The 15,373-nt window shown below is 72.0% G+C and carries 10 protein-coding genes; 7 read left to right on the top strand and 3 right to left on the bottom strand.

Annotation, left to right across the window (positions count from 1 at the left end):
- Positions 1–465 precede the first annotated feature (465 nt).
- A complete protein-coding gene (locus ACFWWR_RS32570) occupies positions 466–1,425 on the bottom strand; it encodes an alpha/beta hydrolase (RefSeq protein WP_383870256.1) in 960 nt (319 codons plus the stop codon).
- A gap of 172 nt (positions 1,426–1,597) precedes the next feature.
- Here ACFWWR_RS32570 and ACFWWR_RS32565 point away from each other — a divergent pair, with 172 nt between their 5' ends.
- Positions 1,598–2,065 (top strand): MarR family winged helix-turn-helix transcriptional regulator, encoded by a 468-nt coding sequence (locus tag ACFWWR_RS32565; RefSeq protein ID WP_384307050.1) that lies wholly within the window; start codon positions 1,598–1,600, stop codon positions 2,063–2,065.
- Between the two features lie 33 nt (positions 2,066–2,098).
- Here ACFWWR_RS32565 and ACFWWR_RS32560 read toward each other — a convergent pair whose 3' ends face one another.
- Entirely contained in the window at positions 2,099–4,411 is a 2,313-nt protein-coding gene (locus ACFWWR_RS32560; RefSeq protein ID WP_384307008.1) for an ABC transporter permease, read from the bottom strand.
- Entirely contained in the window at positions 4,408–5,115 is a 708-nt protein-coding gene (locus ACFWWR_RS32555; RefSeq protein WP_383870261.1) for an ABC transporter ATP-binding protein, read from the bottom strand. The genes ACFWWR_RS32560 and ACFWWR_RS32555 overlap by 4 nt, the downstream gene beginning before the upstream one ends.
- A 140-nt stretch (positions 5,116–5,255) precedes the next feature.
- On the opposite strand from ACFWWR_RS32555, the gene ACFWWR_RS32550 reads away from it, so the two are divergent.
- The 6 genes from ACFWWR_RS32550 (at position 5,256) to ACFWWR_RS32525 (ending at position 15,299) form a co-directional block, all read left to right on the top strand.
- The gene (locus ACFWWR_RS32550) at positions 5,256–6,113 is read left to right on the top strand and encodes a sensor histidine kinase (RefSeq protein WP_384307006.1); all 858 of its coding nucleotides are present in this window, start codon (positions 5,256–5,258) and stop codon (positions 6,111–6,113) included.
- On the top strand, positions 6,110–6,793 hold the full coding sequence (locus ACFWWR_RS32545) for a response regulator (RefSeq protein ID WP_383870267.1): 684 nt from the start codon (positions 6,110–6,112) through the stop codon (positions 6,791–6,793). Before ACFWWR_RS32550 ends, ACFWWR_RS32545 begins: the two co-directional genes overlap by 4 nt.
- A 49-nt stretch (positions 6,794–6,842) precedes the next feature.
- Positions 6,843–8,537: an acyltransferase gene (locus ACFWWR_RS32540; protein ID WP_383870270.1), complete on the top strand. Its 1,695-nt coding sequence runs from the start codon at positions 6,843–6,845 to the stop codon at positions 8,535–8,537.
- Between the two features lie 176 nt (positions 8,538–8,713).
- Complete coding sequence (locus ACFWWR_RS32535) at positions 8,714–9,772, top strand: NAD-dependent epimerase/dehydratase family protein (protein ID WP_383870273.1); 1,059 nt, start codon at positions 8,714–8,716, stop codon at positions 9,770–9,772.
- 354 nt (positions 9,773–10,126) lie between these two features.
- Positions 10,127–11,992, top strand: coding sequence for an NlpC/P60 family protein (locus ACFWWR_RS32530; protein ID WP_384307003.1), 1,866 nt, complete (start codon positions 10,127–10,129; stop codon positions 11,990–11,992).
- Positions 11,993–12,401: 409 nt separating this feature from the next.
- Positions 12,402–15,299 (top strand): glycosyl hydrolase 115 family protein, encoded by a 2,898-nt coding sequence (locus ACFWWR_RS32525; protein ID WP_384307047.1) that lies wholly within the window; start codon positions 12,402–12,404, stop codon positions 15,297–15,299.
- The last annotated feature ends 74 nt before the right edge of the window (positions 15,300–15,373 follow it).

Below are 15,373 nucleotides of genomic sequence, written 5' to 3'. Positions count from 1 at the left end.
CGGGTGTTCCTCGCGGAGGTAGTGCCCGGTGCCCGGCCGGCGGTCGACGCGTGAGCCGGGCACGTGCAGCCTGCGGCCTCGACCGACGTCCATAGGGTCAGCGCCGGCTGGGTGCGGTGGCGCGGGTGACGCTCGCTGTGCGGGCGTACGCCCACCGCACCCGGGTCGGTGTACCCGGCGTACAACTGGGCGATGACGTGGTCAGGCGGGCCGAGCCCGCCGAGCCGGCCGCAGGGGCGCGGGGAACTGCGCGACCGGCCCCCACACACCCGCACCCGGCATGCCCCCGAAACCGGCCCCTCACTGCCCGTGCGCGTGGTGCGGCCGGGCGCGGTGCGCAGCCCGGCCGGTGCGGAACAGGCGGATACGGCCGGGGTCGATCCCGGGGTGGCTCTCCAGGGTGGACGGGCGGAGGGGCACACCTCTCGGGCGCGCCCCTGTTCCGTCCGGAACGACCAGCGGCCGTCAGTCGGTGCCCAGCGCGGTGCGGAGCGTACTGACGGCCATCGCGATGGCGGCTTGGGCGGCGTGGGTCTCGCGCAGGGCGTTGAGCATCACGAAGTCGTGGATGATGCCCTGGTAGCGGACCGCGGTGACGGGGACGCCGGCCTCGCGGAGCTTGTTCGCGTAGGCCTCGCCCTCGTCGCGCAGGACGTCGGCCTCGCCGGTGATGACCAGGGCCGGGGGCAGGCCGGTGAGCTGGTCGGTGGTGGCGCGCAGCGGGGATGCGGTGATCTCGGCGCGCTGCTTGTCGTCGGTCGTGTACTGGTCCCAGAACCACTGCATGCCGTCGCGGCGCAGGAAGTAGCCGGTGGCGAACTGGTGGTAGGAGCCGGTGTCGAAGCTCGCGTCGGTGACCGGGTAGAAGAGGACCTGCTGGACGAGGGGGACATCGCCGCGTTCCTTGGCCATCAGGGTCAGCGCGGCGCTCATGTTGCCGCCGACCGAGTCTCCGGCGACGGCGATGCGGGTGGCGTCCAGGCCCTTGGAGGCGCCCTGCTCGACAACCCAGCGGGCGACCGCGTAGTTCTGCTCGATGGCGACCGGGTAGCGGGCCTCGGGCGAGAGGTCGTACTCGGGGAAGACGACGGCGGCGTTGGCGCCCACGGCGAGTTCGCGCACCAGCCGGTCGTGGGTGTGGGCGTTGCCGAACACCCAGCCCGCTCCGTGGATGTAGATGATCACCGGCAGGGTGCCCTCGGTGCCCGCGGGCTTGACGACGCGGGCCCGGACGCTGCCCGTGGGACCGCCCTGGACGGTGATCCACTCCTCGTCGATCTCCGGCTTGTCGATCTCACCGGACTGCACCTCGTCTACCGCCTTGCGGCCCTCCGCGGGCGGGAGGTCGAAGAGGTAGGGCGGATTCGCGGTCGCCTCGACGAAGGCCTGGGCGGCGGGCTCGAGTACCGGGCGGGTCTCTGTCATGGCGATCTCCTCGGATCAGGTGCGGTGGTCGGCTCCGGTGGGGGATCCCGGCCCGGAGAGGCGGCACCCATGGAGAGTAGCGCTCGATTCAGTCGTGCACAACTAATTAGTCCGCGATATTATCGACTGGACTTCAACGCTAGGGTGGTGGGAACAAATGACCAGCACAGGAATGAGGAGCCGAGCCGTGAGCACAGCCCCCGAGCCGGCCGAAGGGTCGCTGCTCCTCGACGACCAGCTCTGCTTCGCGCTGTACGCCGCCTCCCGTGCGGTCACCGCCCGCTACCGGCCGCTGCTGGACGAGCTGGGCCTGACCTATCCGCAGTACCTGGTCATGCTCGTGCTGTGGGAGCAGGACTCGATTTCGGTGCGCGAGCTGGGCGCCTCGCTCCAGCTGGAGTCCAGCACCCTCTCGCCCCTGCTGAAGCGCCTGGAGGCGAACGGCCTGCTGCACCGCGAGCGGCGGGCGGACGACGAACGCTCGGTCGCCATCCGCCTCAGCGACGCCGGAGCCCGGCTCCGGGAACGCGCGGGCACCGTTCCCCTCGCCATCGGCGACGCCATGGGCCTGACCCCGGACCAGGACGCCCTGGCCAAGCAACTGCTCCGCCTGCTCACCTCGAACGTCAGCGTCGGCTGAGTTCTCGGGGCGCGGGGCGGAGCAGCGTACGCCTCACTCGTTGTGCAGCACCTCCGCGACCGTCAGCCGTGCCGCTCTGCGCGCCGGGACGTACGCGCCCAGGACGGCGATCGCCACGCCGGCCGGGGCCAGGGCGAGCAGTGCGGGTGCCTGCCACACGTCCGTCATGTACGCGGGCAGGGTGATGTCCACGGCGTCCGCCATCCGCGGGACGACCAGCTCGTGGCCGAGCATGCCCAGCGGCATGCCGACCACGGTTCCGAGGGCGCCGAGCACCGCCATCGAGGTCACCGTCATCGCCGTGACCTGCCGTGGCGTCATGCCGATGGACTTGAGGATGCCCAGGTCGCGGCGGCGGTCGCGGGTGTTGAGGACGACCGTGTTGAAGACGCCGAGGGAGGCGACCACGGCGAGCATCACGGTGAGGACCGACGCCGAGCCGACGATGGTCTGCGTGACGGTGTTGGCGCCGACCGGGTCCGGTCTGATCCCGGGGTCCGCGGCCCGGGCCGCGCGGGCGTAGGCGGCCGGGTCCGCTCCCTCGCGGAGTTTGACGTGGTAGGCGATGGGCTTCTCCTGGGGGGCCAGGGCGGTCAGTGTCGACTGGTCGGTGACGACGAGTCGGCGGTCGTTGTGCATGTACTCCCCGACGATCAGCACCGTCTCGTGCCGGTCACCCTTCTCCAGACGGACGCGGTCGCCGACCCGCAGGTCGTTGTGGCGCAGGAAGGCCGAGCCGGCGACGATCTCACCGCTCCGGTGCATCCACCGGCCGTCGGTCAGGACGCTGTCCAGCTGCGGCCGGTCGCCCCGGCGGCCTTCGAGCATCACCTTGTGCGCGGAGCCGGCCATGCGCACCTCGACGTCCGCCCTCGCGGTGACCTCGTCGGCGCCGGGCAGGGACCGCAGCAGTGACCGGAGCTCGGGGTCGGTGTGCGTCGGCCGGATCTCCTTGCCGTCCTTGTACGTGCCGACGTACACCGTGACCTGGAAGGCGTCGCGGCCCGCCTCGCCGAATCTCGTCATCGACGTGGCCAGGCCGGTCGCGAACGTCACGGTGGTCACGCCCAGGACCACTGCGGCGAGGGTGAGGGCACTGCGCCCGGGCCGGGCGAACGGCAGGCCGACTCCCAGGCTCACTGAGCGCGGCAGCCTGCTGCCGGCCAGCCGCCGCTGGATGCCCAGGGCTCGCCCGGCGCGCGGGGCGCTGCCCGCGCTGATCGCCCGCGCCGCGGGCAGCCGGTGCGCGCGCGCCGCCGGGGCGAGGGCGGCGAGGAGGCACACGGCGGGCATGCCGAGCAGGGCGAGGACGTTCACCCAGGGCGCGATGCCCACGCTGTCGTGGAACACCCCGGCGTCCGGCCCCATGAAGACGAACTCGAAGAGAGGGCGGGCCACGAGGTTGCCGGCGACGGTGCCGAGGACACAGCCGGCGACCGCGGGGACGGAGATCATCGTGAGGTACACGGCGAGCACCTGTCCAGGGGTGAAGCCGAGGGCCTTGAGGATGCCGATGTGCCGGAAGCCGGAGATCACCGCGCCGCTGACGACGTTGGCGACGATGAGCACCGCCACCACGATGCCGAGGATGCCGAAGGCCATCAGGTAGGGCGTGAACGCGCGGGCCGAACCGCCGATCTGCTGCTTGAGGGTGAGGTACGACTGCGAGGCGGTCAGCGCGCCCTGCGGCAGCCCGTCGGTGACGGCTGCCAGGTTCGCGCGGAGCCGGTCCGGCGAGGAGGCGTCCGTGAAGCGGAAGAGCATCTGCGTGGTGGTGGGGTGCAGGGCCGCGATCTGCTCGGGGGCGACCCAGGCGTCCGCGGTCCGGCCGAGGTCGAAGGCGAACCCGACGACGGTGAGGTCCGGGCCCGAGGGCACCCGGAGCTTCTTGCCGAGGTCGTCCGCGGTCCAGTCGGGCTGCCGGCTCAGGACGACCTCGCCCGGCCCGGTGGCCCAGTGGCCCGCCCACAGGTCCAGCCGGTCCACCGGGCCTGCCGGGTCGTCCCGGCCCACGATGGTGAGCTCGCTGCCGAGGCCGAAGTCCATGGTCCCGCGCGGCAGTTCGACTGCGGCCTGGGCGAAGGGCCCGGCGGCGGCTTCGACGCCGGGCCGCCGGGCCGCACGCGCCAACTCCGCGTCCGAGACCCTGGAGGGATCGAAGGCGGCGGTGACATGCGCGCCGCGCTGCTTGCCGAAGGCCTTGTCGAAGGGTGCGGAGGCCGCGTCGACCAGGCCGAGCGCCACCACGATCGCCGCCGTCGAGGTCAGCGTCACCAGGGCGATGACGAGGGTCTGGAGTCTGCGTCGCCGCACCGCCGCGCGGGCTGCCCGCCACACCGCCCTCATGCGGACGGCTCCAGGGTGTGCTCGCCGGCCACCCGGCCGTCGGCGAACTCGACCAGCCGGCTGGCGCAGCGCCGGGCGAGGTGCTCGTCGTGGGTCACCAGGATCAGGGTCTGGCCGATCTGGTTGAGGTCGAGCAGCAGGTCCATCACCTGTTCGCCGGCCCGGCTGTCCAGGGCGCCGGTCGGCTCGTCGGCCAGCAGCAGGGCCGGACGGTTCATCAACGCCCTGGCCACGGCGACGCGTTGCCGCTCGCCGCCGCTGAGCACCGCCGGGTAGGCGTTGCGGCGGTCCGCGATGCCGAGTTCGTCGAAGAGCTCCAGGGCGCGGCGGCGGGCCTGCCGGGCCGGGGTGCCGGTCAGCTGCGCGGCCAGCGCCACGTTGTCCAGCGCCGACAGGTCGTCGACGAGGTTGAAGAACTGGAAGATCATGCCGATGCGGCGGCGCCGGTACAGGGCGAGGCCCTTCTCGCTCAGCTCCCCCACGTTCTCGCCGTGGACGACGACCGTGCCGCCGGTCGGCCGGTCCAGCCCGGCGATCATGTTGAGGAAGGTGGACTTCCCGCACCCCGAGGGGCCCATCACGGCGACCGCCTCCCCCGCCCGGATCTCCAGCGACACTCCGTCCAGCGCGGTCGTCTCGCCGTACTCCTTGCGCACACCGTCGAGTCGTACGACGGCCTCTCCCCTGGTCTCCTCAGTGATCATGCGGAAAACGCTACGGAGGGTACGGCGGCCTGAACATCCCTCCACGGATGGCAGAACGCCCCGCCGCTCATCCTGGGGATGCAGGGCCCTGGATCCACAGGCTGATGCAGATCCCGTGGCGGTCTGACAAGGTGATGCCCGTGTGGGACGGGGAGACGAACGCGCTGATGGCGGCGCTGGGGATGGCGTGCGCGGCGGCCGTCGGGCTGGCGGTGGCGCTGTGGCGTACGCGGCGCCGGTGGCAGGCGGCCGTCGGGGAGCGCGGCTGGCTGCTGGAACGGGAGCGGGAGAGTGCCGCACGGTCCGCGGTCGCGGCCGAACGCGACCGCATCGCAAGGGAGTTGCACGACATCGTCAGTCACAATGTCAGCCTGATGGTGGTGCAGGCCGGGGCGGCCCGAGAAGTGCTGGGCACGATGCCGGACGAGGCGGCGGCGGCGCTGCGGGCGGTGGAGGAGGCGGGACGCGGTGCGATGACCGATCTACGGCATCTGCTGGGGCTGTTGGCTCCGTCGGCGAGCGGCGAGGACGTGGATCCCGGCCCCGCCGGCGACGACGGCGAGTCGGTGGAGCTGGCTCCGCAGCCCGGCCTCGACCGGCTCGGCCCGCTCGTCGACCGGGTCTCCTTCGCCGGGCTGCCCGTGGAGGTGCGGATCTCGGGTGAGCCGCGCCCGCTGCCGCAGGGGATCGACGTGACCGCGTACCGGATCGTCCAGGAGGCGCTGACCAACGCGCTCCGACACGGCGACGGAGGAAAGGCCGAGGTCACCGTGCGGTACGCGGAGCACGCGCTGCGCGTGGAGGTGCTGAACTCCGGCCCGAGCGTCCTGACCGGCGCCGCGCCCGTGCGGACGGCACCCCGGCACCCGGACGGCACGGGACGCGGACTGCTCGGCCTGCGCGAGCGGGTCGCGGTCTACGGCGGAGACCTGGACGCCCGGCGCCGGCTCGGCGGCGGCTACCGGGTCCGGGCGCGCATCCCCCTGGACCGCCCGTGACGACGGCCGAGCGGACGCCCCGCGTACTCATCGCCGACGACCAGAACCTGATCCGCACCGGCTTCCGGCTGATCCTGAACGCGCGGGGCATCGAGGTGGTCGGCGAGGCGGCCGACGGCGCCGAGGCGGTGGCGATGGCCCGCGAACTCGGCCCGGACGTCGTGCTGATGGACATCCGCATGCCCACCATGGACGGCCTGGAGGCCACGCGCCGCATCCTGGAACACACCCCGCACTGCCGGGTGCTGATGCTGACCACCTTCGACCTGGACCGCTACGTCTACACCGCCCTGTCCGTCGGGGCCAGCGGCTTCCTCCTGAAGGACGTCACGCCGGAACACCTGGCGGCGGCCGTACGGCTGGTCGACACGGGCGACGCCCTGCTGGCCCCGTCCATCACCCGGCGCCTGGTGGAACGCTTCGCCTCCCACGGCGACCGTCCGGGCGTCGCGGCCACGGATCTCGCCGCCCTGACACCCCGCGAACTGGAGGTCCTGACCCTGATGGGCCGCGGCCTGTCCAACACCGAGCTCGCCGCCGAACTGACCCTGAGCGAGGCCACGGTGAAGTCGCACGTGGCCCGCATCTTCGCCAAGCTGGCCCTGCGCGACCGCGCCCAGGCCGTCGTCCTGGCGTATGAGACGGGGCTGGTCAGGGCGGGTGGGCTGCCGGACCGGTGAGAGTCACGGGCCCTTCCGGTGAGGTTTCGGGAGGCTTAGCGTACGGCCCATGGATCACCGGGAGCCGTCCGTACGGCACTTCGACCACTGCCCCTGGCTGTTCGCGGCGGAGGCGACCGAGGAGCAGCACCTCGCCCAGCGGGAACGGCAGCGGGCGATCGACGGGGACGTCGAGATCGGTGAGCGCTGCTACGTCGCCGAGTCGGCGGCGGTGTTCCCGGACCGGCTGCGGCTCGGGGACGGCTCGTACATCGCCGCCCACGCCTATGTCACCGGGGAGTTGGCCACCGGCGCCGACTGCACGCTGAATCCGTTCACCACCGTGCGAGGTGCCGTGGCCCTGGGCGACGGTGTACGGATCGGGGCCCACACCTCGCTGCTCGGCTTCAACCACTCCATGGACCCCGACCGGCCGGTCCACCGGCAACCGCTCACCAGCAGGGGGATCAAGGTCGGGGACGACGTGTGGATCGGCTCGCACGTGGTCGTGGTGGACGGCGTGACCATCGGCGACCACTGCGTGATCGGCGCGGGAGCGGTCGTCACGAAGGACCTTCCGGCATGGACGGTGGCCGCCGGGAATCCGGCACGTCCGATCCGTGACCGCCGGGACACCCCGCCGGCCGTCTCCCCCGGCACGGATCTCGGCCGCTTCGCGGACACCGCCCGCGCCCAGGCTCCCGACCTGCTGGCCCGGTGCTGGGACGGCGAGCGGTACGTCGACCGTCCCGGCGCCGCGCCCACGGTAAGGGCGCACTGCGACGCCGTGGAGATCGCCGACCTGCTGCTGGATTCCGCCCCGGGGCAGTTGGCGTCCGACGAGCACAGCGGGCGCCTGGCCGCCCTCCAGGATCCGGGAACCGGGCTGGTGCCCGAGTTCGGCGAGTCCCTGCCGGACGACGGCTTCCCCCGCGAGGGAGCGGCGCTCTACCACGTCCTCTGCGTCGGCTACGCGCTGGACCTGCTGGGCGGGACCCTCCCCCATCCGGTGCACGGCGTACAGGCCATGACGGTGCCTCAACTGGTCGCCCGGCTCGAAGCGCTGCCCTGGCGGGACAACGCCTGGGGCGCCGGAGCCTGGATCGACTCCTGGGCCACGGCGGCCCACTGGAACCTGCGGCGCCCTCAGGGCGGCGGTACGGAGCCCGGAGCGTTGGAGGCGCTGTTCGGCTGGCTGCTCACCCGTGCCGACCCGTGGACGGGGATGTGGGGCGTCCCCTCGCCCGGCGCCGGGCGGTTGCAGGTGGTCAACGGCTACTACCGGCTGACGCGCGGGTCATTCGCCCAGTTCGGACTGCCCGTGCCACATCCGGAGCGGGTCGTGGACGCGGTCCTGGACCACGCCCGGGACTCCCGGTATTTCGGGGCGGGCCAGGAGAACGCCTGCAATGTGCTGGACGTCGCCCACCCGTTGTGGCTGTGCACGCGGCAGCTCGGGACGGGCTCCGGGGCCGCCGGCTACCGCACCGCCGAGATCCGCGCCTGGGCCGAGCGGCAACTGGCCCTCGCCCTCACTCGCTGGCGGGACGGCCGTGGCTTCGGTTTCGGCCCCGGCACTGCGGGCGCGGGCCCGGAACCGGGCCTGCAGGGCACCGAGATGTGGCTGGCCATCGTCTGGCTCCTGGCCGACCTGCTGGGCCGCTCCGCCGAACTCGGCTACCGCCCCCGCGGCATCCACCGGCCCGAGGCGGCCCGAGGCGGTGCCGGGGACCGAGGGCGCCCGGAGCGAGAGGCGCGGCTCTGACGCCGACGCAGGGGCAGCGCCCTCCGGAAGACCCGCACGGCCCACCCACCGGAGCCACCGGCAACGATCACAACTCGGCCATTGATGTTCCCTTCCGGAGGGGCATGCCCGACTCTGGCCGGGGGCACGGATCGCCGCGCCCCGGACTACCGGTGAGCGGGACTGAGGAGTGGGGCGTGGGCAAAGGCGGGGCGACGGTCGTCGCGGTGACCGGTGGCAGTGGTTTTGTCGGCAGTCACCTGGTCCGACGGCTGCTCGAGCGTGGCTACGCGGTGCGCACCACCGTACGGAGCCTCGCTCACACGGTGAAGGTCCGGCCGCTGCGGGAGATGCAGGAGGAGTTTCCGGGCCGCCTCGACCTGTACGAGGCCGACCTGCTGCGCGAGGGGTCCTTCGACGACGCGATCCGCGGCAGCCGGGTGGTCTTCCATGTGGCGTCGCCGTTCTTGATGCCGGAGAAGATCAAGGACGGCCGAAGGGACATGGTGGACCCGGCCCTGCTCGGCACCCGCAACGTGCTGGCGAGCCTGGAGAGAACGTCGTCGGTCGAGCGGCTGGTCTTCACGTCCACCGTCGGCGCGATCTTCGGCGACTACGCCGACGTGCTGGACATGGACGACCAGGTGCTCTCGGAGAAGTACTTCAACACCACCAGCACGGTGCGGAACAACCCCTACCACTACGCGAAGACGGTCGCGGAGCGCGCGGCGTGGGAGGCGGAGGCGGCCCAGGACCGCTGGCACATGGTCTCCGTCAACCCCGGCCTGATCCTGGGCCCTTCCCTCTCGCCCGCGTCGGAGTCCGGCAGCCTCTTCCTGCTGGAGGAACTGTTCAAGGGCTACTTCTTCTACGGCGCACCGGACTTCGCCTTCACCACGGTGGACGTACGGGAGGTGGCCGACGCGCACATCGCGGCGGCCGAGAACCCCGATGCGAAGGGGCGCTACATCGTCGCGGCCGAGAGGATGACGTCGTTCCACGAGATGTCCCGCATCATCCGGGAGCGCCACCCGCGTGACCTGCGCCTGCCGCGCACCGCGCTCCCGCACTGGCCGGTGCGCGTCCTCGGCCCCGCCTTCGGCCTGACCCAGGACTACATCCGGGCGCACCTCGGCATCCGCTTCCAGGTCGACAACAGCAGGAGCGTGCGCGAACTCGGCATCACCTACCGCCCGGTCGAGCAGACCGTGCTCGACCACTACGAGGCCTGGCGGGGACAGCGGACCGCGCGCTGACCCCGAACCCGACATCGCCACCCGCCATTTCGGCGTACTTGCCGGCCCGGTCCGAACGAGTTCCTGCTCCACCGGGGGGTTCGTCGGAGCAACACGACGAAGGTCACAGTTACGTATCGGACATTTTACCCTTCAATCTTCACACCAGTCACACAAGTTGGTTAAGTTGGCCGCCTGACCGCACGACTCCCTCCGGCGAACCTCGCCGTGTCGCGCGTTTCTTGGTCGAGTCACCCCCTGACCGGACCCACCAGCCGCTTCGGCTCGAGGAGTTCGGTCGCGGGTTACGGAAGGAGAACGTCTTCCATGGCGCCGGAGCGAACCCCGCGACCCGGAGGGAGCAACCTCCCGGGCATGCGCAACTCCGCACTCGCCACGGCGGCTCTCACCTCCGTGGCCCTGCTCTCCCAGACCGCGAGCGCCACTCCCGCGACCGGGGACGACGGGCCGAGCCGCGAAGAGGTCCAGCAGCGGATCGACAACCTCTACAACCGGGCCGAGACCGACACCGGGACCTTCAACGCGACCCGCGCGGCCGCGGGCCCCCGCCAACGCGCCGGTTCACCCGCCGACACCGGGCGAGGGGCTGCGGGTCCGGTCACCGACGGCGGTCGCGGACGCGTCGACGCCGGGACCGACAACGCCCCGCGCAGGCAGGCCGACCCCGCCATCGGCGACGTCGCCCGGCAGTGGTTCGACGTGGCGCGCGCCAAGCTGGGTCCGACCGTCCAGGCAGCCCTGCCGGCCGACCGGAGGCAGGCCCGACCGGCCGTCGCCAGGCCCGCGCGCCCGGTGACCGCCCCCGGCATCCCCGCCCAGGCGACTGCCGAACGCTCCGCCCCGGAGCTGACCGCCGGGTCGGCACCGGCACTGCCCTCCGCGCCGGTGACGCAGGCGGAGGCTCAGCAGGAAGCGGCTCCCCGCGCACTGCCCTCGACAGCGGTCGAGTCGGGGCAGTCCTCACTGCGGACCTCGAAGGAACGCATCCAACGCCAACTCGCCACGGCCCGCGACCTGCTGACCGCCCGCACCGCCCAGGCAGGCCGGCCGAGCACGTCGCTCACGGCGATCGAGTCCGGCCCCGCCGAGGACCTGTGGGCCGCCCCGGCCCCGGAGACCCGCCTCGATCCCGACCCGCGCCGGCAGCAACAGCAGCCGACCGCCATGGCCGCGCCGCTCACCATGCAGACGCCGTACGCCACGGGGGCGTCCCCTTCCATGGACTCGTCGCTCGCCACGGGGACGTCCTTGACGATGGACCCGTCGCTCACCACGGGCACATCCTTCGCGATGGACCCGTCACTCACCACCGGCACATCCTTGACGATGGACCCGTCACTCACCCCGAACACGCCCTTCGCCCCGGCTGCTCCCCCAACCACGAACACGTCCTTCGCCACGGAAATGCCGTTCACCACCGGCACGTCCTTCGCCACGGACCCGTCGCTCACCACCGGCACGGCCTTCGGCACAGCCTCGTCGCCGGCCACAGACGCGTCCGTCACCATGGCTACGCCTCCCCCCATGGGCGCTCAGCTCACCCCGAACACGCTCTTCGCCACGAACCCGCCCCTGATGGACGGGTCACTGGTCAGGGACGCGTCCATCACCTCGGCGCCCGCCACCACGGCCGCTCCGCTCCCCACGAACACGCCGCTGCCCGCGGGCGCGTCCCTCACGTTCGCCGCCCCCGTCCCCACGGCCACACCCACCGCGGTCCAGCCCTCCTTCGGCACCACCGCGCCGTTCCCCCCGGCCGCGCCCTTCCAGGCGGACGGCACCTCCGGCGCGGGCATCCCCCTCGCCCCCGCTGCACCGGCGCCCGTCGGCCTGCCGCAGGCACCGGAAGCCCCGGCCTACGAGCCCAAGGCGTTCCGCGCTCTCGCCTTCGCCCGCGCCCAGATCGGCAAGCCGTGCGTCTGGGGTGCGGCCGGGCCGGGATCGTACGACAACGCCGGCCTCACCCAGGCCGCCTGGCGGGCCGCCGGCGTCGACCTCCCCCGCGCCACGCCGGCCCAGGCGGCCTCCGGGACACCGGTGGCCCTCGCCGACACCCGCGTCGGCGATCTGGTCTTCTTCTACGACGACCTCAGCCACGTCGGCCTCTACATCGGCAACGGCACGATGATCCACGCCCCGGGCCCGGGGGCGTACATCCGCGAGGAGTCGGTCTTCTACGCCGGCGAGTCGGCGATCCGCGGCGCGGTACGGCCCGTCTGAGCACCCGCACGACGCCGCACGGTCGGCATCGGCGCACCCACGGCACGAGCCCGGTACCGACGGTGCCGGTCGCGCCCAGCCGGCGCCGCGTCACCCCGGGCTCCTCACACGCACGTCCGATGACTCATCGGCACTCCGGTCACGCACGGCTCTGGACGCCTCGTCCGGCCCTGGCCTAAGGTGCCGAAGTAAGCGCTTTCTAACCTGCTTTGCAGCCCGTGCATGACCACGCAAGCGTCAAACGCCCGTCGCTATTCGGCCTACTCCCAGCCCCCTGCGCCCAGCCCTGCCGGACGGTCCGCACGAGGGGCCGTCGAGGGTGCCCGGGGCGGAAAGGAAGCGTCTCGTGCCGCACAACGAACCGCAGAGTCACTCGCAGCCATGGACCCGCAAGTCGTTCCTGCGTGGAATGACGGCCGTCGGGGTCGCCCCGCTGCTCCCGGGGGTGTTACCCACGACCGCCCGGGCCGCCCAGGCCGCCCCGTCGGACCGCCCGGCCTTCCCCCTCGTCCAGGGCGGCATCGCCGTGGACGTGTTCGTGGACACGGCGGACGACCAGGCCGTGGTCCGCGCGGCCGGGGACCTGCCCGCGGACATCGAACGGGTCAGCGGCGTACGGCCGCGGTTGCTGCACACCCTGCCCGAACGGGCGACCCACCTGGTCCTGGTGGGCACGCTCGGCGCCAGCCCCGTCATCGACCGGCTCGTCGCGGACCGGCGTCTGGACGTCTCCGGGGTGAAGGGGCGCTGGGAGGCGTCCGTGACCCAGGTGGTGGAACGTCCCTTACCGGGAGTGGACCGCGCCCTGGTGATCGCGGGCAGCGACCGGCGCGGCACGGTCTACGGCGTGTACGACACCTCGGAGCGCGTCGGGGTCTCCCCCTGGTACTGGTGGGCCGACGTGCCCGTCGTACGCCGCGACACCGTGACGGTGCCGGCGGGCCCCGTCAAGCGGCGTGAACCCTCCGTCCGCTACCGGGGCGTCTTCATCAACGACGAGCAGAACCTCACCACATGGTCCCGCCGCACCCAGGAGCCGGACAAGAACATCGGCCCCGAGACGTACAAGCGCGTCTTCGAACTGCTGCTCCGCCTGAAGGCCAACTACCTGTGGCCGGCCATGCATCCGTACTCCGACTTCTTCAACAAGCACCGCGAGAACCCCGAACTCGCCGACCGCTACGGCATCGTCGTCGGTTCCAGTCACCCCGAGGCCCTGCTGCGCAACGGCGTCCACGAGTGGGACCCGTGGGCGAAGGAACATCCCGGCGCGGACGGCACCCTGCCGGTGTACGACTACACGGTGAACCCCGGTGTCATCTCCGACTACTGGAGAGCCAGAGCCCGGCAGAACGCGTCGTACGAGAGCAGTTGGACGCTCGGTATGCGCGGGCTGCACGACAGCGCGCTGGAGACGAAGCACGCGACGACGATTCCCGAGAAGGTCGTGGTGATGAACGACATCATCGCGGACCAGCGCCGGATCCTGGCCGAGGAGGTCGGCGCGGAGGCCGAGCCGCAGATCTTCATCCCGTACAAGGAAGTGCTGGACCTGTACAACGCGGGTGTGCGGGTCCCTGACGACGTCACGCTGATCTGGCCGGACGACAACCACGGCAACATGCGCCAGCTGCCGAACGAGGCGGAGCGCGTCCGTGCGGGCGGCAACGGCATCTACTACCACCTCTCCTACTGGGGCCGCCCGCGCAGCTACCTGTGGCTGGACACCACCCAACTGTCCAAGGTGTGGCAGGAGTTGCGCCGGGTGTACGAGCACGGCGTCGACCGGATGTGGATCTTCAACGTCGGTGACGTGAAGTCGATCGAGACCGGGCTGTCCTTCTCCATGGACATGGCCTGGGACGTGGACCGGTGGGACGCCGACGATGTCGAGGACTTCGTGGCGGATTGGGCCGGGCGGCAGTTCGGGCGGCGCCACGGGCCGGAGATCGCCGCCATCCGCACGGAGTACTACCGGCTCGCCGCCGAGCGGCGCCCGGAGTTCATCGACCGCAACATGTTCTCCGTCATCCACCACGGCGACGAGGCCGGACGCCGGACGGACGCCTACGCCCGGCTGCTGGAGCGTGCCCGGGAGCTGGGCGCCAAGTTGCCCGATGCCTACCGGGACGCCTACTACGAGCTGGTCGAGTACCCGGTGCACGGGGCGTACTTGATGAACCTGAAGTACTACTGGGCGGACCGCAACGCGCTCGCGGTCCGGCAGGGGCAGGGTGCCGGCACGAACCGCTTCGCCGACCTGGCCGAGGCCGCCCACGCCGAGGAAGCGGCGATCACCAGGCGGTACAACACCGAGGTCGCGGGCGGGAAGTGGGACGGCATCGTCAACCCGTACCCCTCACAGATCCCGAAGGCGCCGGGCCGTCCGGCCGTCACCAGGGTCGCCCGGCAGGAGACCTCGGGGCTCGGGGTGGCGGCCGAGGGGAACGAGACCGGGGCGGGCCGGCCGCTGTCCTTCTCCTCCTACACTCGCGACCGGCGTTTCGTGGATGTCTTCAACACCGGTTTCCTGAGCGTGGACTGGGCGGCGGAGGCCGCTCACCCGTGGGTCCGGCTGAGCACCACGGCCGGCTCGGTCACCGAGCAGACCCGGGTGTGGGTGGAGATCGACTGGGCGCGCGTTCCGGAGGGGACGCAGGAGTCGACGGTCGTCGTCACCGGTGCGGGGCAACGTGTCGAGGTGCCGTTGCGGGTGGTCAACGACGGGGAGCGGGCACGTCGGCGGGCCCGTGGGTTCGTCGAGGCGAACGGATACGTGTCGATCGACGCCGTGCACTTCGAGCGCCGGGTGGCGCGCGGCGGATCCCGCTGGCGGACCGTGCGCGGGCTGGGTCGCCGCACGGGTGCGGTGGAAGCGGTGCCGTCGACAGCCGCTCCGGTCACGGGGGACTTCGCCGCCCGGGCGCCGGAGTTGAGGTACCGGGTGCGCTTCGCGAGCGCCGGGGCCTTCCCGGTCACCGTCTTCCGGCTGCCCTCCCTCGACGAACGCGGTCACCGACGGATCGCCGTCGCCCTGGACGACCAGCCGGTCGCCGTGCTGTCCGGACAGTCCGTCGCCACCGGCAACCGCGGCGACGCCTGGGCCCGCAACGTGGAGGAGGGCATCGAGAAGCTGACCGCCACCATCACCGTCGCCGAACCCGGCGAACACGTCCTGCGGCTCTTCATGGTCGACCCGGCGATCGCGGTGGACCAGATCGTCGTCGACACCGGCGGCCTGCCCGCCACTTATCTCGCGCCGCCGGAGAGCTATCACCCGGTGTTCAATCCCGATCCCCACCTCTGATTGCCCGGCCCATTCGGATTCGCCACACGCGAAAAAGGAGCACGAAAGATGCTTGAGTGACAGAAGGCGACAAT

This window comes from Streptomyces sp. NPDC058678 (assembly GCF_042714835.1).
GTDB lineage: Bacteria > Actinomycetota > Actinomycetes > Streptomycetales > Streptomycetaceae > Streptomyces.
This window is presented reverse-complemented; position numbering and strand designations above follow the sequence as displayed.